The sequence below is a fragment of the Streptomyces sp. NPDC058877 genome (assembly GCF_042742855.1).
In the GTDB taxonomy this organism is placed as follows: Bacteria; Actinomycetota; Actinomycetes; order Streptomycetales; family Streptomycetaceae; genus Streptomyces.
Genome location: NZ_JBHYMF010000006.1, coordinates 26030 through 47763, shown reverse-complemented (window position 1 = coordinate 47763; position 21734 = coordinate 26030). Strand labels below are relative to the sequence as shown.

Annotated in this window: 16 protein-coding genes, 3 pseudogenes and 1 riboswitch; of the genes and pseudogenes, 16 read left to right on the top strand and 3 right to left on the bottom strand. The window is 70.4% G+C overall.

What is annotated here, in order from left to right; translation table 11 throughout:
- Positions 1-65 precede the first annotated feature (65 nt).
- Together ACFW2Y_RS02880 and ACFW2Y_RS02875 are read right to left on the bottom strand one after the other, a co-directional pair.
- Entirely contained in the window at positions 66-2549 is a 2484-nt protein-coding gene (locus ACFW2Y_RS02880) for an RICIN domain-containing protein (protein WP_384872554.1), read from the bottom strand.
- Between the two features lie 888 nt (positions 2550-3437).
- Positions 3438-4034 carry a TetR/AcrR family transcriptional regulator gene (locus ACFW2Y_RS02875; RefSeq protein WP_384872552.1) on the bottom strand — a complete coding sequence of 199 codons (597 nt, stop codon included), beginning with the start codon at positions 4032-4034 and terminating at the stop codon, positions 3438-3440.
- A gap of 95 nt (positions 4035-4129) precedes the next feature.
- On the opposite strand from ACFW2Y_RS02875, the gene ACFW2Y_RS02870 reads away from it, so the two are divergent.
- From ACFW2Y_RS02870 to ACFW2Y_RS02810, 13 genes and pseudogenes are all read left to right on the top strand, one after another.
- The gene (locus tag ACFW2Y_RS02870) at positions 4130-4657 is read left to right on the top strand and encodes a DUF3995 domain-containing protein (RefSeq protein ID WP_384872550.1); all 528 of its coding nucleotides are present in this window, start codon (positions 4130-4132) and stop codon (positions 4655-4657) included.
- Between the two features lie 96 nt (positions 4658-4753).
- Entirely contained in the window at positions 4754-5302 is a 549-nt protein-coding gene (locus ACFW2Y_RS02865) for an SMI1/KNR4 family protein (RefSeq protein WP_384872547.1), read from the top strand.
- A gap of 693 nt (positions 5303-5995) precedes the next feature.
- Positions 5996-8011 carry an ABC transporter ATP-binding protein gene (locus ACFW2Y_RS02860; protein WP_384872544.1) on the top strand — a complete coding sequence of 672 codons (2016 nt, stop codon included), beginning with the start codon at positions 5996-5998 and terminating at the stop codon, positions 8009-8011.
- Positions 8011-9057 carry a phosphotransferase gene (locus tag ACFW2Y_RS02855; RefSeq protein WP_384872542.1) on the top strand — a complete coding sequence of 349 codons (1047 nt, stop codon included), beginning with the start codon at positions 8011-8013 and terminating at the stop codon, positions 9055-9057. Before ACFW2Y_RS02860 ends, ACFW2Y_RS02855 begins: the two co-directional genes overlap by 1 nt.
- A gap of 95 nt (positions 9058-9152) precedes the next feature.
- Positions 9153-10619 (top strand): NUDIX domain-containing protein, encoded by a 1467-nt coding sequence (locus tag ACFW2Y_RS02850; protein WP_384872539.1) that lies wholly within the window; start codon positions 9153-9155, stop codon positions 10617-10619.
- Positions 10607-10951, top strand: coding sequence for a methyltransferase domain-containing protein (locus tag ACFW2Y_RS02845; RefSeq protein WP_384872536.1), 345 nt, complete (start codon positions 10607-10609; stop codon positions 10949-10951). Before ACFW2Y_RS02850 ends, ACFW2Y_RS02845 begins: the two co-directional genes overlap by 13 nt.
- A complete protein-coding gene (locus tag ACFW2Y_RS02840; RefSeq protein WP_384872534.1) occupies positions 10948-11157 on the top strand; it encodes a hypothetical protein in 210 nt (69 codons plus the stop codon). The genes ACFW2Y_RS02845 and ACFW2Y_RS02840 overlap by 4 nt, the downstream gene beginning before the upstream one ends.
- A complete protein-coding gene (locus ACFW2Y_RS02835) occupies positions 11147-12358 on the top strand; it encodes a protein-L-isoaspartate O-methyltransferase (RefSeq protein WP_384872531.1) in 1212 nt (403 codons plus the stop codon). Before ACFW2Y_RS02840 ends, ACFW2Y_RS02835 begins: the two co-directional genes overlap by 11 nt.
- A gap of 405 nt (positions 12359-12763) precedes the next feature.
- Positions 12764-12862: pseudogene (locus ACFW2Y_RS02830) on the top strand (IS481 family transposase); the annotation flags it as partial.
- A gap of 97 nt (positions 12863-12959) precedes the next feature.
- Positions 12960-13286 carry a hypothetical protein gene (locus ACFW2Y_RS02825; protein ID WP_384872529.1) on the top strand — a complete coding sequence of 109 codons (327 nt, stop codon included), beginning with the start codon at positions 12960-12962 and terminating at the stop codon, positions 13284-13286.
- Positions 13287-13388: 102 nt separating this feature from the next.
- Positions 13389-14007: pseudogene (locus ACFW2Y_RS02820) on the top strand (transposase); the annotation flags it as partial.
- A gap of 419 nt (positions 14008-14426) precedes the next feature.
- Positions 14427-14636 (top strand): hypothetical protein, encoded by a 210-nt coding sequence (locus ACFW2Y_RS02815; RefSeq protein ID WP_384872526.1) that lies wholly within the window; start codon positions 14427-14429, stop codon positions 14634-14636.
- A 110-nt stretch (positions 14637-14746) separates the two neighbouring features.
- Positions 14747-15400: a restriction endonuclease gene (locus ACFW2Y_RS02810; protein ID WP_384872524.1), complete on the top strand. Its 654-nt coding sequence runs from the start codon at positions 14747-14749 to the stop codon at positions 15398-15400.
- A gap of 634 nt (positions 15401-16034) precedes the next feature.
- Here the strand turns inward: ACFW2Y_RS02810 and ACFW2Y_RS02805 are convergent.
- A complete protein-coding gene (locus tag ACFW2Y_RS02805; RefSeq protein WP_384872521.1) occupies positions 16035-17111 on the bottom strand; it encodes a hypothetical protein in 1077 nt (358 codons plus the stop codon).
- Between the two features lie 680 nt (positions 17112-17791).
- On the opposite strand from ACFW2Y_RS02805, the gene ACFW2Y_RS02800 reads away from it, so the two are divergent.
- The 3 genes and pseudogenes from ACFW2Y_RS02800 to ACFW2Y_RS02790 form a co-directional block, all read left to right on the top strand.
- Entirely contained in the window at positions 17792-18172 is a 381-nt protein-coding gene (locus ACFW2Y_RS02800; protein WP_384872519.1) for a hypothetical protein, read from the top strand.
- Positions 18173-18224: 52 nt separating this feature from the next.
- Positions 18225-18440, top strand: a riboswitch (cobalamin riboswitch).
- Positions 18441-18604: 164 nt separating this feature from the next.
- Entirely contained in the window at positions 18605-20929 is a 2325-nt protein-coding gene (metE, locus tag ACFW2Y_RS02795; protein WP_384872516.1) for a 5-methyltetrahydropteroyltriglutamate--homocysteine S-methyltransferase, read from the top strand.
- Positions 20930-21198: 269 nt separating this feature from the next.
- A pseudogene (locus ACFW2Y_RS02790) lies at positions 21199-21372 on the top strand (DUF5701 family protein); the annotation flags it as partial.
- Between the last annotated feature and the right edge of the window lie 362 nt (positions 21373-21734).

The window sequence follows — 21734 nt, the reverse complement described above, 5'->3', positions numbered from 1 at the left end:
ATGGCCTGCCGGGCCCCTGCGTCGCCACGCACGGTCTCCGACAGGCCGGCCACGATCGCGGGGCGTCAGTTGATGGTCCACCGCTGCAGCATCGATCCGGTGTCGGGCTGCTGGGTGATGCGGCCCCCGTCATTGGAGGACGAGGTCGTCAGCAGAAGCCCGCTCGCCGCGGAAACGACCGTATGGCTTCCGTCGGCCTGGCGGACGGCGCTCCAGCGCTGGTTGGAACCCTTCGTGCAGGTCCACTGGATGATCTTCGCACCCGTGCGGGTGGAGCCGCCCTCGACGTCCGCGCACAACCCGGACTCCACGTTCTTGAGTTCGTAGGTTCCGTCGGGCTGCTGGGTGAAGCGCCACTTCTGGTTGAGGCCGCCGGTCGGCACCCAGGTGATGAGTTGGGTACCGGCGGTGGTGCTGTGGTCGGGGTCGTCGAGCGCCTTGCCGGCGGCAACGAGGGTGCGGACTCCGTCGAGGGAGGCCGTGACCGTCCAGCTGAACGTGGCCGTGCCGGAGGCGCTGCCGGAGGACGCGGTGACGGTGACGGTGGACGTGCCCGGCGTGGTGGGGGTGCCGGTGATCAGTCCGCCGGTGGTCATGCCCAGACCGGCGGGGAGGCCGGTGGCCGTGAAGGTCAGCGGCTTTCCGGCGGAATCGGTGGCCGTCAGCTGAAGGGAGACGGGCTTGTTCAGAGTGGTCGTCAGGTTGCCAGGACCGTCGATCGTGACCGTCTCGGGGACTTGGGCGGTCGGGGTCAGTGTCAGGACCTGCTCCGCGGCGGTCCGGGTGCCACCGACGGCATTGCCCGTGGTGTTGTTCCAACTACGGGTGGGCGTGGTCTCGGCGAGGCGGCCGGAGTCGGCGGAGAGGCCGATGACGAGGCCGCTGTAACGGTTGACGATCCTGTACGCACCGGTGGCGGCGCCGTCGACGGGCGAGGTGCCGGGAATGACGAACCACTGCTGCCCGACGGTGGGACCGCCGTTCCCGGCGGCGGTGACGGTGGGCTGCGTACCCCAGGCCCGGGTGGTGGTGGAGGCGGTGCTCACACCGAGGAGCTGGCCCGACGCCGCGTTCGCGATGCGGTACGAGCCGTCGCCGTTCGGGGTGAAGACCCAAGATTCCAGACCGGATCCGGTGGCGGCGGCGAGCGAGGTGGTGGCCGAACTGTCCGGGACCTGGGACAGGACGCGGTCGGCGGCGCTTGCGATGCGGTACGCCCTGGTGGTGTCGACGGGCGCCGCGGGCGCGGTGGTACTGATCGTCAGGTTGACGTACTCGCTGCTGGTGCCGTTGGAGCATCCGAAGGAGCAGTACGTGCGGAAGTCCTTGCCGACGATCCCGGAGCTGGTCTTGTTCTCGCCGTCCAGGAACCAGCGGTACCAGGACGCGTTCTTGTAGCTGCCGGTGTCACCGAGGCGGAACCACTTCTGGGTGGCCAGGTTGTCGGTGGCGTAGATCTCCTGGGAGGCTTTTCCGCTCTGGTCGACGGCCTGGGGCTGGCCGATGTACAGACCGAGATGGGCGTTGTACGTGATGTCCATGACGAACAACGGGGAGGTCGGGGGCATCAGGCCGGCGGCCACCTGCTGGCTCACGGTGCCGCTGTTGGCCGGGTCGTACTCCTCCGACGGCGCTGTGTAACCCGTCGTGCTGCCGGAGCCGACCGGAACCATGGTGCTCTCGCGCCCTCCGACACCCGGCTCGGACCAGGCCCCGCCGTACCACTTCCGCCAGGAGCCCGGCGCCATCTTCGAGGAGATCGGAGCGCGGGCGACGTGTCCGTAGAACGCGGCCCAGCCACCGCCCTTGTTGACGATCCGGGAGCCGTAGAAGGCGTAGAAGTAGCCGGACGCCGTATCGACGTACAGGCGCTGGTCACCATTGCCGTAGTGGTACGTCTGCTGGGGGAAGGCGGTGGCGTCGCCGCGGTCGGTGCTGTAGTGCGAGGTGATGACGTGGTCCCTGATGGTCCACGTTCGCCCCTGGTCCTTGGAGACCGCGTAGTCGATGCCGTCGTAGTGGATGCCGTCGCCGAAGGGCTGCGGGGTGAACTCGTTGTGCACGAGTCCGTACCAGTCGCCGGTGTCCGGGTCGACCCAGACACCGGCGAGGTCGCAGTAGTTGCGGTGGGCGTAGGAAGCGGTGGAGGGCGCCTGGGTGGCCTCCATGCCCGTGGGGCTGTTGTTGCAGCGCCAGGTGGTGTCGTTGTTGCGGTCGTTGGAGTTGGCCGGGTTCACCGCGTCGCTGATGGTGCCGGACCTGGTGGCGGTGTCGAAGTTCGTTCCGGTGTAGAAGGTCCACTTCCGGGGATCGCTGGCGCCGTACAGTGCATGGGCCTGCTGGAAGTAGAACGTGCCGTCCTTGTCGATGTACGTGCCCGCGGGCGTGTCGTCGGGGTGCGTCCACGAGCCCTTGGCCCCGACGGTGACGGTGTAGGTGGCGGCGGTCGGTGCCGCGGACGCCGTGGTCGTCGCCACCGCGCTCCCGGCGGTGACGACCAGCGCGGCGGCGACGAGCGCCCCGGTCAGTCTGCTTCGAGGGATGGGCATGGTTCTCCTTGATCGCAGGAACCGAGAGGGGACGACGGCTCCTTGGGCGGTCCGGCGTCCTCGGGGACGGCGGTCGTGCTCGGGGCGTGTCACGGCAGTTCGAGGTGAGGCCCGTGTTGGTGGACGGAACGCATGACGTACTCGACCGGCGGGAGGTGAACCCGGTCGGTCATGAGTGCTCCCTTGTGCATGAGGGGAGGAAACTCCCAGGAGGCGGGGGAAGGGCGTGCAGCAACGAGCGCGCTTGCTGGATGGCGGCATCCAGGCTGCTCGCGTGCGCGTCCCGGCGCCTAGGGATGGATCGCAGCAGCACTTGGACTTTCCTTCGCGCCACATCGTGCCCACGCCGAACGGCCCTGATCGTGGACTCGCAGCCGAGTCGATGCGGGCAGCGGTGAACGCCCCGTGCTCGACGTCGGGGTGGGAGGGTGGGAAGAAGGCGGGCGCGATCAACACCTGACGGTCGACTGCCTCGGCCTGGTCCTGGTGGCACTCGTGGCCGCAGCGAGCGTGCGGGACCGCGACGCCACCGTCCCGCTGCCGGAGCAGCTGCGCAGGTGGCACTTCTCGGTCCGGCTGGTGCGGGTGGACCGAAGCTACGCGGGCCGGCCCGTCGACGGGGCCGCCGGGAGGTTCGGCCCCACCGTCGAACGCCCGGACGACACGACCGGGTTCGTGGTCCTGCCGCGCAGACGGGTGGTGGAGCACACGCTGAGCCGGCCGATGTGCTCACACTGCCTGGTGTGCGACGACGAGATCCCGGCCGTTCCGCACGAGGCGATGGTGCTGTGGTCCACGGCCATGCTCATGAGCGGACGCCCGGCCGGGCGTCGCCGACGGCTTCGGGCAGGGCAAGCGGCGCAAGGACCTGCACGAGGCCGATGGCCTTCATTCCGGTGTGGCGTCGGTACCGATCGGCGCGAGGATCATGTCGACCAGGTGGTCGAGGGCCGCAGTCGAGCCGGGATCCTGGAACTGCGCTTCGGGGGCGGACTCCGGCGCCGCCCTGCGGAGCTCGAGCCAGCCCAGGTAGGCGGCGTACGCGGCGAGGGCCCGGTGGCGTGCGTCCCCCGGCCCGAAGCCGAGGCCGGCGCACACCTCTTCGAGGAACGCGAGCCGGGCCCGGGTGACGCGCGCGACGACCTCGGCAACGGCGGGATGTCCGGTCTGCGCGGCGAGCGCCGGCTCCAGCCCGGCGATCTCCTCGTCCCCCAGTGCCTCGGCGAACAGGGTCCGGGCCCGTGCCAAGGGGTCGGTTTCCTCCCGGACGGTCGCGATGACCTCTGCCGTACCGTGCCGCTCCCAGGTTTCGAGGGCGGCCACAAGAAGGGCCTCCCGATTCGCGAAGTGCCAGTAGAAACTGCCGCGGGTGACGCCGAGCTCCCTGGCGAGTACGTCCACCGCCACCGCGGCGACCCCGCCGCGGGCAAGTGCCCGCAGTGCCGCCATCGTCCAGTCGTCCTTGCTGACCTTGCCCTTCGCCATAGCCCGTACAGTACTGTACGGAACATCCGTACAGTACTGTACGGAACTGCCCCGAGCGTCGGTGGCAGACCTGTGGAGTAGGGAAGGGCGGCAGCATGAAGGCCATGGAATGGCTGCTCGGTTCGACGGGCGGGGGTACGGGCAGTGGCACGGGGGCCGGCGTGAGCGGTGGAACCCGCGTCGCAGCCGGCGTCGCGGCGGCCGGCCTGGCGGCGGCGGGCGCTTTGCACGCGGTGTGGACCTTCTCCCCCTGGCCGCTGGCCAGCCGCGCCGAGTTCGCGGCCGTCGTGGTCGGCGTCGAGGAGAGCCGGCTGCCCTCGGCCCAGGGGACGCTGGTGGTCGCCGGACTGCTCGGCGCGGGCGCGTGGCTCGTGGTCACGGCCGCCCGGCCGACGCACCGTCTCGCTCCCTCGCGACTGGTGCGGACGGGCCTGTGGACGGTCTCCGGCGTGCTGACCGCCCGCGGACTGGGCGGCCTGCTGGTGTCCGGCTTCGACCTGCGGGACGTCCCCGCCGAGTTCCAGCGCTGGGACCTCGCGCTCTACTCGCCGCTGTGCGTCGCGCTGGGCGGCCTGACGGGCTACCTGGCGGTCCGCACCCGCCCCGGGCGACGTCCCAGGTGAGTGGGTACGGCGTTCGTACTGGTCACGACCACGGCGAAGGGCGCCCGTTGATCGGTGCGTGAAGACGAACCTGGACGCTCTTCCGGAAACGCCCCGATGCACCCCGACGTGGAACGGCTCACCCGCATCGTCCCGCCGCCGGCAGAGCGCCGGCCGCGGGACCGGCCCGAGGTCGAGGCCCGCCCGGGCCGCACCCTGCCGGAGGACTTCAAGAACCTCGTCGACACCTACGGCGGGGGCGTCTTCGACGAGACGATCTGGATCCTGGAGCCCGACTGCGCCGACCCCGACCACGGCCTCCTGGCCATGAAGGTGGAGCGCGCCGAGGTGCTGGAGCGGCTGTGGGAGATCGGTCCCGAGCCCCGTCCCCGGCAGCTGGAGGACGACGGCGCGGGGCTGCTCCCCCTCGCGTACATCGAGGGGACGGGCGCCCACCTCTACTGGCTCACCGGCGAGGACGTGCGCCCCGAGGACTGGACCGTCCCGGCGAACGCGGGCCGTGGACCGGAGTGGGAGCACCACCCGGTGCCCAGCACCCGGCTCGTCCTCTCCGTACTCACCGGCGAGATCCGCTCCGACATCCTCGACGACCTGCCGGCCGACGACCACACCTTCGACCCGAACGACGAGATCCTGGGCGGCTGACGGGCCTTCGACACGCGGACGCTCGCGGTGATCGAGGCAGAGTGGTCGGCGGATCGGGTCGTCGTGGTGGGTCAGGGCATGGAGCCGCCGTACGGCTGGAGCGTGGGGCTGATCCGGCACGACCTTCCGGGCCAGCCACGTGCCTACCGGCGACCGCGGCGAAGTCGGGGGCCCACGACGCCACCGTCCGCGAAGTTCTGGAGGAGACCGGGTTCAGGGCCGGGCCGGTCCCCCGGGCCTGTGGCGCCCGCTCCTGATGGGCCACGCTTTCGTCGGCCGTCCCGTACACGGGGGTGCGGATGGTGCTGCGCCACGATGTGGTGCGGCGCACCGGCTGCAACACGGGGACGCCCCGTACATCGAGTCCGTCGATGGCCCGAGCATCGGTGTTTCGGCCACCCCCGCCATCGGCCCGCATCCCTGTCCCGCACGGATCGATGCACACCACACGAACGGACCTTCGCGCAATGACGGGGTTCGAACGCCGTCCGAATCACATGTGCTCGCTCCGCCCACCCGCCTCGTTGAGCCACCCGACACCCCCTTGCACGATCCACAGGAGACCGTGATGCACCCCCTTCCTGCCTTCTCTGCCCCGACCAATCAGCTTCGCCCCGGAACGGCCTCGACCACTGCCCCGCTCCAGGCCGACGCCTCCCGTCGCACGGCACGCCCGGATACGAGGTGGGGGGCATGACGAACGGCGACGACCCACTGGCGGCCCCTGCAGAAAGCACATCGGAATCCGAGAAGCTGCTGTTCGGCGGGGAACTCACCTACGACTACGGGTGGGGAGCCCACGACGGTGCCTGGCTGAAGCTGGGACTGCGCACCATGGCCAGGTCGCTGCCGCGGCAGGTGGCGGTGGCCGTCCGGCTGGCCCGCGAGGCCGACCCGCGGGCGTTCACCACGATCGCCGCGAGTGAGATCTCCCGCGGCATCACCCAGGCCGTCTCCCTGATCGCGGTCAACACCCTGCTCGTCGAGTTACTGGCCTCCGGCGACATCGCCGGCCGGCTTCACGCGGCGCTGCCGTCGCTGGTGCTGGTAGCCGTCCTCGCGATGATCGGCTCGGCGTGCCGGTCGGCCTCCGCCGCCGCCACGGGGATCCTGGAACCGAAGGCCCAGCGGGTCGCGACCGAGCGGTACCTCGGTCTGGTGGCGCGGGTGGAGCTGGAGGCGATCGAGGACGACGCCTTCCACAAGTTGATGGACTCCGCCCAGTGGGGCGCCGATTCGGCGCGACGGATGGTCGGCTACTGCACCGCCGTGGTCACCTCCGCCATCTCGCTGATCGCCGCCGCCGGCGTGCTCACCGTCCTGCACCCGGTCCTCCTACCGCTCCTGGCCTTCATGGCGCTGCCGAGCGCATGGGGCTCGCTGACGATGGCACGGCACCGTTATGTCAGCTGGCACCGCTTCGTCCAGCACGTCCGGGCCGCGAAGCTGATCGGCCAGCTGCTGGTCAACCAGCAGGCCGCGGCCGAGATCCGCGTTCACGACGCCGCCCCGTTCCTGCTCACCCACTTCCGGCAGATGGCCGAGACGAGCGAGCGGGAGCAGACCCGGCTCGCGTGGACCGGCGCCCGCACCAATGTGCTCGCGGACTCCGCCCGCGGCATCGCGACCCTCGTCACCTACGGCGTTCTCGGACTGCTGTTGTGGCACGGACACATGGGCTTGGCCGTCGCCGGTACGGCGGTGCTGGCGATCCGTACCGGCGCGTCGAGCATCACCGACCTCGTCCTGAGGGTCACCGACGTCCAGGAGGAGGCCCTGTTCGTCGCCGATCTGGAAACGCTGTGCACGGAGGCGGTACGACGGTCCATCCCCACCGGCGGACTCGACGTGCCCGAGGACCCGGACCAGATCCGGTTCGAAAACGTGAGCTTCACCTACCCGGGCGCCGACCGGCCCTCCTTGTGCGAGGTGGACCTGATGATCCCCCGGGGCCGGACCGTCGCCCTGGTGGGAAGGAACGGCTCGGGCAAGTCGACCCTGGTCCGGCTGCTGAGCGGCGCGCGGCTCCCCGACTCGGGGCGTGTCCTGTGGGGCGGGGTGAGCACGGTCGAGGCGGATCGGGCGCAGATCTTCGACCGCGTCGCGATGGTGGCGCAGGACTTCTTCCGCTGGCCCTTCACCGCGCGGGTGAACATCGGCATCGGCCGCAGCAGTGCCGCGATGGACGACGCGACGATCGAGGCCGCGGCGGCGTACGCGGGCGCCGACGAAGTGGTCAAGGGCCTGCCGCATGGTCTGGACAGCTTGCTCGCCCGCGGTTACAAGGGCGGGCAGGAGATCTCCGGCGGACAGTGGCAGAAGATCGGTCTTGCCCGAGCGCGGCACCGTGAGGGTGCGGTGTTGATCGTGGACGAGCCGACCAGCGCACTCGATCCGGCGGCCGAGCAGCGGGTGTTCGACCAGATCCACCAGCTGGCCGGCTCGGGCCAGACCACGGTCCTGATCACTCATCGGCTGCACAGTGTTCGGCACGCCGACCTGATCTACGTCCTGGACGAGGGCCGGGTCGTCGAGCACGGGACCTTCATCGAGCTCATGGACCCGACCACCGGGGTCGGCGCGTTCAGGGAGATGTACGAACTGCAGGCACGCCAGTTCCTCAACCCGCCGGTGCCGGCCCAGGTCACCCCCGCGGACACGCTCCCGACCGAGTCGGCCGACACCGTCAGTGAGGGGCAGGCCCTGTGATGACACCGTCCGTCTCCCAGGCGCGGATCTCGCTGGTGACGCTCATGCTGGCCGGTGACTTCGGCATCACCCCCGCCTCGGTCGCGCAGGGCCCTGCGGGGACCGCGACGCACAACTACGTCGCCACCGGCGCTGACGGAAGAAGATGGTTCGTCAAGACCCGCCCGGCCGGCACTGCGCTGGGACCGGTTGACGCCGCTGCCCGGCTCAGTGAGTACGCGCGCCTGTGCCGGGTGCCGGTCGCCGCCGCCCGCCCCACGACGAACCAGGACCGGCTCGTCGCCGCACACCAGGGCCTGGTCATGACGGTCACCCGGTACGTCCCGGACTCGGTGACAGCGGACGGGCGGCTGACCGGACGCCGCTGGGAGTCGGTTGGTCAGGCCGTTGGGCGGCTGCATCGGGGATTGGCCCGGCACGGGTTCGGGCCGCCGCGCCTTGGACCGAGGGACAGGGCGATCGATCCTGCCCGGGCCGTCGCCGGGCTGAAGGTTCTCCTCGCCCGATACGAGGCCGCGCCATCGCCCACCGCGTTCGAGCGGTGGGCGGTCGGCACGGCCCGCGAAAAGCTGGCGGGGGTGCCCGAAGTCGAGCAACTGCTGGGCGGGGTCCCTCACACGATGGTGTCGCAGCTGGTCCACGGAGATCTGTCCGGCCCGAACGTCCTGCTGCGCGGGGACGATGTGGCGGCACTGGTCGACTTCCACCCGCCGGTGCGCCGGGGAGCCGTCTGGGAGCTGGGCCGTCTCGCACTCGATCCGCGCACCGTCCTGGCCCAGCCGGACTGGCCCGAAGGGCTGGGTCGGCTGACCTCCGCCTACCACGGCCTGCACCCTGCCGTGCCGGTGGAGGAGCTGGTGAACGTGGTGCGGGTGACCGCCGCCGCCCTGGCACTGTCGCTGTATCCGCTCAACGCGGTCCGGGACGGCCTGGGCCCGCTCGCCGCCTCGCTGGAGCAGTACGCCCGCGACCGCCACCGGGCCGCAGCCGTGCTGCGTGCCCGTCTCGACGAGGCCGAGGAGATCCTGCGTGACCACCTGACGTAGTCCCCGTCCGTCCGGCCCACCATCCTCCGTAGCACAGGCTGCCGTCCCCGGCCGCGCTCTCCACCGTCCGCTTCTCCTGCCCGCGAGGTCCTGACATGCCACCCCCCCTTCCCGACATCCGCGCCCTGCTCACCTCCTACCTGATCCGGCACCCCGGCGAACGTGAGGCCCTCGACGGGCTGCTGACCGCCCTGGACACCGATCGCGACCCGACCAGCCGTTCTGCCCTGCCCGGCCACGTCACCTGTGGTGCGGTGGTGATCGACCGTCGTCGGCGGGTCCTCCACGTCCGTCACAAGGCGACCGGAGGATTGCTGTTGACGCCTGGTGGGCACGTCGAAGCCTCCGACGGCACGCTGTTGGCCGCAGCCCTGCGCGAGATCGAGGAAGAGACGGGGATTCCTGCCTCCGGCCTCGTCCTGACCGCCGAGTTCCGGGGCGAGCCCATCGACATCAACGTCCACGACATCACTCCCGACCTCGCGAAGGGCGAACCGGCCCACCAGCACTACGACGTCCGCTTCGTCTTCCACCTCGCCGACGACGCACCCGAGATCACCCTGCAGGCCGAGGAGGTCACGGAGGCGGTCTGGTTGCCGTTCGACGAGACGGTCTCCCCCACCTTGCGCGACAAGCTCACGACCTCGGCTCTGAACGGCGTGATCGTGCCGATGAACGCCTCCGCGATCATCCACGACGGAGCCGGCCGGTACCTGCTGCATCTGCGGGACGCCAACAAGCCCGACATCTGGGAGCCCGGATGCTGGTCACTGCTCGGCGGCGGCCGGGAACCGCAGGACCGCACCCTGCTCGACACGGTCGTGCGCGAGCTCCGGGAGGAGGCCGACCTGACGGTCGCCGGACTGGAGCCGTACGCGGTCGAGCACGTCACCGGCACGGACCGAGCCCGTGTGCCGATCCAGTTGTTCACCTGCCGCTGGAGCGGTGACCCAGCCCAACTTCCGCTGACCGAGGGCGTCATGCTCGCCTGGGTGAGACCTGAGAAGTTCCCTCACATGACGATGCCCCCCTCGACCAGGACGTTGCTGGAACGGCACGCCGCCGAGCACCCCGTCCCCTCCGTCCGGACGGAGGGGACCGCGGTGGCAACGGCACCTGTCGGGACGGTGCTGAACGTGGTCGGTGTCCACCTCTACCTGGAGCACGACGGTCGGGTCCTGCTGGGGCTGCGGCACCCGGACTCGGCGTATGCCGGCGGGTCCTGGCACGTGCTGGCGGGCCACTGCGAGGCGGAGGCCGCGACCGCGTGCCTCGTGCGGGAGGCGTACGAGGAGGCCGGATTGGTGATCGACCCGGCCGACGTCGACCTCGTCCACACCGTGCACATGAGGGAGCGGCCCACGGAGTCGCCCCGGATCCAGCTCTACTTCCGCGCCCGCACCTGGGAGGGCACCCCTCAGCTGCGGGAGCCGGACAAGTGTGTCCGATGGGAGTGGTGGAACGCCAAGGACCTGCCCGAGCCGATCGTCCCCTACACCCGTGCCGCGATCGACGGCATCCGGGCGGGACGGAGCTACACGGAACTGGGGTGGTCGCAGTGACCGGGTTCGCCACCATGGATGCCGCGTACACGGCCCACTCCGACGGCGTGCGAGGAAGGCTGCGCCACGGCCTGGTCGAACGGCGGCTCCTCGCCGAGCTGCCGACCGGGTCCGCCGGGACCCTGGACGTCGGCTGTGAAGACGGCGAGATGACGTTCCGGCTCGCCTCCGCCGGACACGATGTGACCGGCGTCGATCCGTCCACCCGGATGCTGGCCGCCGCGGCAGCCCGGCTCGCGGCAGGGCACGGGCTGATGCCGCTGCCCCGGCAAGGAGTACGGGTCTTCCATGACCGCCTCGACGACGCCTGGGACCGGGGTGGCTCAAGGTGATCGCGCTGGCCGGCGCGGTGCGGACGGCGGCCGCGGTCGCGGCAGGCACGACACAGCGCTCGATCCGTCAACAGCTGTGCCCGCCCGAGTTGCAGTCCCGTGCGCAGCAGCCCTCCGTGTGGCTGGTCACCGGCCTGCGGCCGGCCGCCGCCCTGACCGCCGTGCCCACCACCGCTACCGCGAAGGACCGCCCGCATGCCCTCTGACCCCCACCAAGCGACGAGCCGTCGGCGCGCCGACATGGTCGACCGGCTCGCGACCGACGGTGTCCTGACCGACGCGCTGCTGCGTGACGCGCTGCTGCGTCTGCCACGCGAGGTCCTGCTCCCGCACGCCTATGTGCGGGTCAGCGGCCCGGGTGCCGATCCGATCGACTGGCGCCTCCTCGACGGCTCCCACCCCGAGGACCGTCAGGAGTGGCTCGACCTGATCCACAGCGACGAGTCGATCCTCCTCCAGCGCGACGGCGAGCCCCTCGACTCGCTCGGCCGTGGACCGGTGACCGGTGGCCACATGACCTCCATGTCGACCTATACCCCGGGCACCGTCGAAGCCCTCCAGGTCATGCGGCTCGGGCCGGGGCAGCGCTATCTGGAGCTTGGGTCGGGCCCCGGGGTCTCCCTCGCGCTCGCCGCCGTCCTCGCCGGGCCCGACCTCACCACCGGCGTGGAACGGGACGCGCACATGGTCGCCTTCGCCCAGCGCAACCTCGACCGCCTCGGCGTCGGCGTGAGGGTGATCGAGGGCAACGCGCTCGACGGGCACCAAGGCCGGGCGCCGTACGACCGGATCCACTCCGGCATCGGCGTGCCCTGTGTCCCGACCGCGTGGGTGGAGCAGCTCGCGCCGGACGGCCGGCTGCTCACGACACTCGCGACCCGCACGCCGAGCTGGCCCGGGCAACTCCTCGTCACCCGCACCCCGACGGGCACGGTCGAGGCGGTCCTCACGGGCCGGCCGCGCGGCTACCGGCCGATGCTCGGCTACCAATGGCTCAGCGCCCTCGGCCACCGTGCCCGCGTCAAGGCCGACCCGGGCACGGCGCGGCCCACCCGGCTCGCCCCGCCGCCGGACGACGCCCACGGATTCTGGCTCGCCGCGGCCTACCTCGCTCCCGGACTGGTGCGGGACTTCCAGGCCGACACGATGACGATCGTCGCCCCCGAGGACGACTCATGGGCCGTGGCCGGTCCCGGCGACGGCACCGTCCGCACCCACGGGCCCCGCGACGTGTGGGCCGAACTCGAGGACGCGCACGCACGCTGGGAGCAGGCGGGGTGCCCGGAGACCTACCGCGTCGACCTCTCCGACGACACCGGGATCCAGCACGCCACCTCCGGCCCCGGGCCGAAGGCACTGACCTGGACACTGCCGCAGCTCACCACCGTTGCCTCGCAGTTGCCGTGACCGCGCAGCCCCGCCAGCCGAACAGCAGACAGGTGTCACCCGTGACGCAGCAGCAAGTCCCTCCTCCAGCCGATGGCACCGCCAGGGCCGGCCGGACAGAAGTCCTCCTCACCGGCAGGCGCCAGAGCGCGGCGCTGCTGTCGGGCACCGCTGCTCTGCAGGTCCCGCGAGGGGACGCATGAGCACCCACCCGTGCCACGGGACCGACGGGCTGTTCACGGCGGCGGCACAGGACTACGCCCGTTACCGGCCCGGGCTCCCTCCGGCGGCCGTCTCGCTCCTCGCTGACGCGGTGCGGGACGTCGACGGGCCCGTCCTGCTCGACCTGGGGACCGGCACGGGGCAGGTGCCGGCCGCACTGCTACCCGCCCTCACCCTTCAGAGCAGGAACGACGCGACGCCTTCCCCGATTGGCTCCACACCTACGATCACCACCGCGGACACACCACGCTCGCAGACAAACCACCCACCAGCCGCATCCCCAACCTCACAGGGCAATGCACCCAGACCACCGACGGCCGGCGGCGGTCGCCCTCCTCGCGCGCATGGTGGAGTCGGCCGACTCGGGAACTGCGAGCGGGGCTGTGGCGTCCGACCTGTCGTGAAGGAAGAGATCAAGGGTCTTGCTGGTTTCCTTGTCGCCGCTCTGGGTGCCGCAGCGGTGTTGCTGGCCTGGGCACCGCTGGCGAGGGTCAATGTGGAGGGTGGCTTCGACGGGAGGCACCAGGACCTCAGCGTGCTCTACGTGGACCTGCCGCTCGTCGCCGTGGGGGGCGCCCTGGTTCCGCTCGCCTTCTGGATGCTCACGATGCGCTGGTTCCATCGCCCGTGGCTCGCCGCCCTGGCCGCCGTCACCGGGGTCGCCCTGGGGATCTGGGGTCTGATGAGTTGGTGGACTCCCTATCAGGCACCTGAATTCGGCTACTGAGGTAGCGATTCATGAGCCCTTGTGCTTACTCGTCGTCGCCTGACGGTGTGGGTTCGGGCGGATTCTGCCGGCCCACAGCTGATGGCCTGCTGGTGTGACGGGGTGAGCGAACGCAATCCGCATCCGAGCGGCTCATCGGACGAGCAGTGGACGTTGATCGAGCCGGTGATCACCGCCTGGAAGGACCGGCGCCGCTCGGTCAGTGGCAACCACAGCGCCTACGGGATGCGGGAGATCGTCGACGCGATCCTCCAGCAAGGCCGGACGGGCTGCCCGTGGGCCTACCTCCCGCGTGATCTGCCGCCGAAGAGCGCGACGTTCCACTACCTCGCCGCCTGGCGGGACGACGGCACCGACCAGGTCATCCACCAACTCCTGCGCTGTCAAGTCCGTGAACGGGCCCGCCGATTAGAGGACCCGCTCCTGGTGGTGCTGGACGCCCAGAGTGTCCACGCGGCCGCCGAGGTCCCCGCCTCCACGACCGGCCGGGACCCGGCGAAACGGGTCCCGGGCCGCAAGCGGGGACTGGCCGTGGACGTGCTGGGCCTGGTCATCGCCGTCACCTTCCTCGCCACCAGCACCCATGGCAACGCCGCGGGCGTCGCCCTGCTGGACCAGGTCGCCGAGCACGTCGGCGGCGCCGTCGAGAAGGCGCTGGTCGACCAGGGTTTCAAGAACCAGGGCGCCTCCCACGGCCACCCATCTGGGCATCGATGTCGAGCCTGGCAGCAGCCATGAACGATCTCAGCGCCAACGGCAGCTCAACTGAGCGCTCAAGCCTTCTCACGCCCCCTCTCCCGGACCGTCGAGCAACGACACCTGGGTTCCCCGTACTGCGGGGCAACTCGTCCGACGGTCGTCGAAGCTCCTGCCGCCCGCCCCTTGGCACAGCACCGCCAGGGTCGGCGTTGCAGTGCCGCCGGTACTTCCCGGCAGAAGGGCGGAGCGTCCGGCTGGTCATCCTTCTGGGTTTGCGCGAACGAGTGTCCGGACCGGTAACCGGACACCGCCCGGCAAGGTCTCGCCAACGTTCACCGGCCGGCTGCGGCCCACATGCGCAGTCCGTTGTACTGATGCCCGGCCACTGCGCAGAGGCCGGAAGAGCGTGCAGCCACGAGGGCGGGCGGGAGCGGATTTTGCATGATGACGATCAACGTGGGGGTGCTGCTCGCGGTCATCGTGGTGATGCGGTTACGCCGCAGGACCCAGGCCAGAAGCCGCGTCGAGGAACGCAACACGGCGCTCTTCGTCCTGGCCCTGGGCATCGTGATCGCACCGACCCCGCTGGGCCAGGGCATCTTCAACGTCATCAAGCAGTTGGTGAGCGGCGTCTCGCAGGCCGGCACATGAGTCCGCGCCCCCGGCCGGGTACTCGCCGCTCCCCCGCCACACGCCGGCGCCGTACGTCTCCCGCCTCTCGCCGTCGTCCTTCGCCACGGCGTCGCACGGCTGCCTGCCGCTTGCGGCGGGCCTCCGGCTGGGAGCAGGTCGGTCTGCTGCTGTTGGCGTTCGCCGTGGTGTGGAGCCTGGTCGTCGGCGCGTTGCGGTGGCTGGCCGCGCACCCCTGGGTGCCGGTCGTGCTGCTCCTGATCGCGGCGGGGGTCGGTGGGGTGTGGTTGCGCCGGCGGCAGGAGACCGCTCGCTGGAACCAGGTGCGGGAGCGGGGGCTGCGCTACGCGATGCCGCAGATCGACGCCCTGCACCACCAGCAGTTCGAAGAAGCCGTACGGGATCTGATGCGCCGCGACGGTTGCCCCGGGGCGATCCGAGTGGGTGGAACCGGTGACAACGGCGCCGATGTGAAAGCCACCGACCCCTTCGGTCGCCTCTGGGTGATCCAGTGCAAGCACCGGCGGGCTGGGCTGGCTGGCTCTGCGGTCGGGACCCCGGACCTCCATGTCCTCAACGGCACCGGCCGGCCCGTCCACAACGGCGATGTCGTGGTCCTGGTGACCAACGGACGCTTCACCAGCAAGGCCGTCGCCTTCGCCCGCTCCCAACAACTCCACCTGGTCGACCGGCACCTGCTCGCCCAGTGGGCCGCCGGGGCCACTCCGCTGTGGGAACTCCTGGGCACGGTTCCCTCCCCCCGCCGTCCCACCGCAGGGTCCTGACCCAGGAGCGAGCTCGACGCCGGACCGATGGCCCGGTCGGGGAACTTCTCGCGGGGTGCGCCGGCTCGGACGCGTGTCCGGCAACCGGGGCCTAGCCCTGGCCAACGAAGGCAGACGGCAGGGTTCCGCCCCCGAGCAGCGGACGACGACGCGTGACAGGGCGTTGGACGGCCGTCCGGCGTGTGCTGCATACGCGCGAACCGGAAGCGCGCGCCCTGGGGTCGCTCCCGACCTCACGGCCGACTGGAGATGCTCATCGTGATGAGCACGGAAGAGACGACGGGAAGCAAACGGCCGGCGGACTGCTTCGGTAGCGGTGCCCGTTCCTTCACCAGGGTGAGGACAGCGTCAGTTGGTGTGCGTGTTACGGAGGTGCTCGCTCATGTACCCGACATGAATCCGTCCGTTTCCAGCCGTTTCGCCATAGAAGTAGAGCCACAGGGCAGAGGGCTTTCCGAAGCCGATCCGCATGCGCTCCGCCATGAGGACACGCCCTGACCGCCCCGGCACCGTCGGGCCTCCTTCTGGCTCACCGACACCGGCGCCTAGCCTCGTCCCACCCTTCACTATCCGCTGGGGGATACACGAATCAGGGAACATGGAGGTGACCTGCACGGCCAGAACACCGGTGAACTCACGTACCGGACCCGGCGAGCTCATGGGCCATGCCTTGCAGCATGCCAAGGCTCGGTGCCGCCTGTCGGAGTGCCCGGGAACTCCTGTCGCCGGCCCTCGTGAGCTGCCTCAGACGTCCCTCCAGCTCCTTCTCCGCATGAGGCTGCGTCATAACCTCGAAGCCTCCCCAAACCAGCAAGCCCCCACCGACGGCGAGTAGAGCCACCGGAATCGAGGTCGACTTTCCATAAAACCGCCCGATGGGCACGGACTTGCCTGCCGCCTGGCTCACAGCAACAGCTGAAGCGTCCGTGATCAGCGACGGTACCGAAGACAGAGAACCCATGCGTTTCGAGGACCGGAACCTGGCCCGGACGTGCTCGTCGACCCGGCCGAGCCTGCCATGGACGTCCTCAATCCCGTCACGGAGCCCCGAGAGGGACGTGGCGATCTGCTCGGACCTGGTCCTGGCAACGTCAGGCTTTCCCCCGTGATAGTCGAAGGCGATCTGGGCGAGCCCGAACTGGACCGTGGCCACGTAACACTGCGTCATCAGATCGAGGTGCAGCTCCACCTCGTCCACAGCCCCCTGGCTCAGGCCCTTGTGCACCCGGCGCAAGGATCCCTTCCCAACATCCTCCAGCCGCGCCATCGCGTCCCCGAGATGGCGAAGACCCTTACGACTCACATCACCCAGACTGCTCCTCGTGACCGAGAAGTCACTCGCCTCAACACCACGCTCCCCATGAGCACGCAGCCGTGCCACCAGGTCCTCAACCTGTTCGAAGACATTCTCGGCAGCACCGATCTGGTCGGACTGCATGCGCTGGGCCAGTTCATCCACCCGCTGGCGGATGGCCTTGATGTCCCGGGCCATCTCGGCCGCCTGAACCTGAGCTGCGATGGCACCCAGAACGGCCGCCCCACCCGACAAGGCAGAGATGGCCGTGGTGCCACGAACACGCAGCAGACGTGCCACCTGCCCCCGGTCGTTGCGGATGCTGCTCTGGATCCAGCCGCCCTCCTCGACGATCAACTTCCCCGTCTCCATCAACTTGCGGGAGAGCGGATCGATCTCGACCAGATGACCGGTCACGCGCCGAGCCTCGACGAACACCCGGACCGCAGGATCCAAGGTCCGCACGACAGCTGCCCACTCGCTGGAGGTGAGGCCAGCCACCCAGCGCCCCCATCGCGAGCCGTTCTCCCCACGGGGAGCACCGAACACGACAGCGTGCCCTTCTGTCACACGGACAACGACCTCTTCGGCCTCATCCCTCAGCGACACTCCGCACAGCCCCCTCAACCGGATCCGGCGTCCCGCCTGATTGTAGAGGGAAACCCCCGGTCCATTTCGGATCTTCAGATCAATTCCACCACGTCGGAACTCCATTGGTGCGGGGACTCCCCAGTGAGTCGCGTAGACCAGGGACCCACGATGTGGCGCAGTTCGTGGAGGATGAGGCTCTCGTTCGGGCGCTCAACGGAGCCACTGGTACGAGCGGCTTGGCCAGACGGCCAAGGCAGCAGAACCGTCGCAGATGCAGTCCTGGTGCTGCCCTCAGATCATGCCTGGGTGGTGCGGGGCTCAAGAGCGCAAAAGCGACCAAGACCTGCTCGAGCGGAGACTTCCTCGGCGAGGTACCGGCGCTCAGCCGGCCCGCCGACGACGCGCATGTCGGACGGCCCGTCAGCCAGCGCCCGGTGTCCTGACCTCGTGGGCACCGCAACGAGCGGACGGGTCTGCACCCCAGGTTTCACCGTGTCGACGACACCGTGAACGGCGGAGCCGAAGACCCCGGGCTCACACCCGTGCGCGGTGCCCCGACGTCCGAGGCGTTCGAGGAGCAGGCCGCGGCGTTCGTGGCCGAGGTCGTCGTGGAGAGCAGGAAGAGCGGCCAGCCGGTGGAGCCGTTCGCCGCCACCGGCTTCCTGATCGAGCACGCCGGTCTTCGTCTGACCCACGGCGTCCAGCGCCAGGAGCATCTCCACCGCCCCGGTCTCCGTGAGGCTCTCGGCCGTGCGCCCCCATGCACCGTATGCGCCACGGCACGAACGACGCTGGGCTCCCGCGCGGCCGTACTCGTACCGCAGGGCGTCGTCGATTACGGAGCCACCTCGTTCTTGCGTCCGCATGTTGGAAAACCTCGCCGCTGAGCGATCGCACGTCCTAGGCTGGCACTCGCAGCTGGTTCGCCCCGTCCCGCCCCATGGCCTGAACGGCATGGGGACCCCCATGGCGGTAGGCGTCGTAAGAGGGAACCCGGTGGGAATCCGGGACTGCCCCGCAGCGGTGAGCGGGAACGACCGCCGTCATACGCACTGGGACCGGACAACGGCCCTGGGAAGCGACGGCCAGTAGGTTTCCTCCGCCAGGAGGACGTGCCCGCGAGTCCGAAGACCTGCCCGTTGCCCACGCACGGTCGTATGCCGTGCGCGGACATCCCGGTGACCTCGTGGGCGGGTCGGCGTACACGGCGAGCGGCACATCCGGCGTTTCCCGCCCGGTGGTCCGCACCGCCTGTGGCTCCTTCGCGTCCGTCTCCCGTCTCCGGGATGTTGTGGACACATCTCGCGAAGGAGAGTTCCGTGACAGCCAAACCCGTGGCCACGGCAGCACGAGCCACCGTGTACGGCTATCCCCGCCAGGGTCAGAACCGCGAACTGAAGAAGGCCGTCGAGAGCTACTGGAAGGGCCGTGCCACCGCCGATGCCCTCCGGGAGACGGCGGCCGGCCTCCGCCGCTCCCGCTGGCAGGAGTTGGTCGACGCCGGCATCCACGAAGTGCCGACGGGAGACTTCTCGTACTACGACCACGTCCTGGACACCAGTGTCATGGTCGGCGCCGTGCCCGCACGTCACCGCGCCGCCGTCGGGGGGGATGCGCTCGACGGGTACTTCGCGATGGCCCGTGGCACCCAGGACGTGGCGCCGCTGGAGATGACCAAGTGGTTCGACACCAACTACCACTACTTGGTCCCCGAACTCGGCCCGGACACCGTCTTCGCCTCCGACTCGACCAAGCAGGTCGCCGAGCTGAAGGAAGCCCTCGCCCTCGGTCACACCCCCCGACCGGTCCTGGTCGGCCCCCTCACCTACCTGCTGCTCGCCAAGCCCGCCCCGGGCGTCGTGGCCGACTTCGAACCGCTGAGCCTTCTCGACCGGCTGCTGCCGGTCTACGCCGAAGTACTCGCCGATCTGCGCGCGGCCGGCGCCGAATGGGTCCAGCTGGACGAACCCGCCCTGGTCCAGGACCGCACCCCGGCCGAGCTGAGCGCCGCCGTCCGTGCCTACCGTGATCTGGGCCGTGCCACCGACCGGCCCAAGCTGCTCGTCGCCTCGTACTTCGACCGCTTGGGCGATGCCCTCAAGGCGCTCGCGGCCACCCCGGTGGAGGGCCTCGCCCTGGACTTCACCGACTCCGCCGCCGCGAACCTGGACGACCTCGCCGCGATCGGCGGACTGCCCGGCAAGCGCCTGGTCGCAGGCGTCGTCAACGGCCGCAACGTCTGGATCAACGACCACCAGAAGTCCCTGGCCACCCTGGCCACCCTCCTCGGGCTGGCCGACCGGGTCGACGTCGCCGCGTCCTGCTCCCTGTTGCACGTCCCCCTGGACGCGACCGCGGAGCGCGACATCGAGCCCCAGATCCGACGCTGGCTGGCCTTCGCCCGTCAGAAGAGCACCGAAGTCGCCACCCTCGCCCGCGGCCTCGCCCAAGGCACCGGTGCGATCGCCGCCGAGCTGGCCGCCAACCGCGCCGACCTCGCCTCACGAGCCGGCTCCGCCCTCACCCGTGACCCCGCGGTCCGTGCCCGTACCGCGGCCATCACCGACACGGACGGACGGCGCTCCCAGCCGTACGCCGAGCGCTCCGCGGCACAGCGCGCGCATCTAGGGCTGCCGTTGCTGCCGACCACGACCATCGGCTCCTTCCCGCAGACCGGCGGGCTCCGTGCGAGCCGTGCCGACCTCCGGGCCGGCCGGATCGACACCGCCGGATACGAAGGCCGCATCGAGGACGAGATCCGCGAGGTCATCTCCTTCCAGGAGAAGACCGGCATCGACGTCCTGGTGCACGGCGAGCCCGAACGCAACGACATGGTGCAGTACTTCGCCGAGCAGCTGACCGGCTACATCGCCACCCAGCACGGCTGGGTCCAGTCCTACGGCACCCGTTACGTCCGTCCGCCCGTCCTCGCCGGTGACGTCTCCCGCCCCGAACCGATGACGGTGCGCTGGACGACGTACGCCCAGTCGCAGACCTCCAGGCCGGTCAAGGGCATGCTGACCGGTCCGGTCACGATGCTCGCGTGGTCCTTCGTGCGGGACGACCAACCGCTGGGTGACACCGCCCGGCAAGTGGCGCTGGCCCTGCGCGACGAGGTGAACGACCTGGAGGCGGCCGGAACGCCGGTCATCCAGGTCGACGAGCCGGCGCTCCGCGAGACCCTGCCGCTCCGCGCCGCCGACCACCCCGCCTACCTGGCCTGGGCGACCGAATGCTTCCGGCTGACCACCAGTGGCGTACGACCGGACACCCAGATCCACACGCACATGTGCTACGCGGAATTCGGCGACGTCGTCCGGGCCATCGATGACCTCGACGCCGACGTCATCAGCCTGGAGGCGGCCCGTTCCCACATGCAGGTGGCCGACGAACTGGCCGAGCACGGCTACCCGCGCGAGGCCGGTCCGGGGGTCTGGGACATCCACTCCCCGCGCGTCCCGAGCGTCGACGAGGTCGCCGTGCTCCTGCGCAAGGGCCTGGACGCCATCCCGGCCGAGCGCCTGTGGGTCAACCCCGACTGCGGCCTCAAGACCCGCGGCTGGCCGGAGACCCGCGCCTCCCTGGAAAACCTCGTTGCCGCAGCCCGCACGGTCAGGGAGGAGCTGCCGGCCCACAACGGTTGATGCCCCGAGGTCCGGGCCGAACGCATCGTCGTCCGGCCCGGACGTCCTCGAAGGGTGCCCCCTTCGGGGCGCACGCCGCTTCAGGCGAAGGTGCACGTCCAACGCCGATCACGGGAACGATCGGGTGACGCCCCGCGTTGCCCCAGGGGCTTGCCGCGAACAGCGACCCGGAGGACTCACGTGCCCGAAGCGACGTCCGACACCAGTCCGGAACCACCGCCCCCACCACTCTCACACCGCTCCCGCCGCTCACCGCCCAGGCCAAACGTCTGATCGAGCTGGGCGTGCACGAGCTCGCCGGGATCTCCGCCGCCGAGTTGCGCGCCTTCGCCGAGCGCGCCCATGGGGACACGGGCGACGTCCTGCTCGCCGTCGACCCGAGTCGCGTTCCCACCTCTGCCCTCGCGCCGCTGCTCGACCGTGACGGCAAACCCGGCTTCGTTTCGGATCGAGTCGCGCCTTCCTGCATATCGGGTCAAGCTCGTCTATGTGTCCCCGTTCACATGGAATCGCCCCATGCCGCGATCCTCAGGAAGGGCGCCGGACCGAGGAGGCGGAAGTGGGTGAGTTCATCGCCATCGGATACGACGGCGCCCACGTGACGGACGGAACCTCCAGGACGGTGCGGGAACTCCGAGGGAGCCACGTCGTGCACCTCGACGGCCCGGCGGTCGTCAGGGGTGACGACGGGCGGGCCCACGGGCGACCCCGACGGCCACACCGTGCACTCCAGCGCGGCGACCGGAGCGGTGTGGGACGCGGTCTTCACCATGCCGTTCCTCGTCCCCTGCCCCGGCCTCCCGAG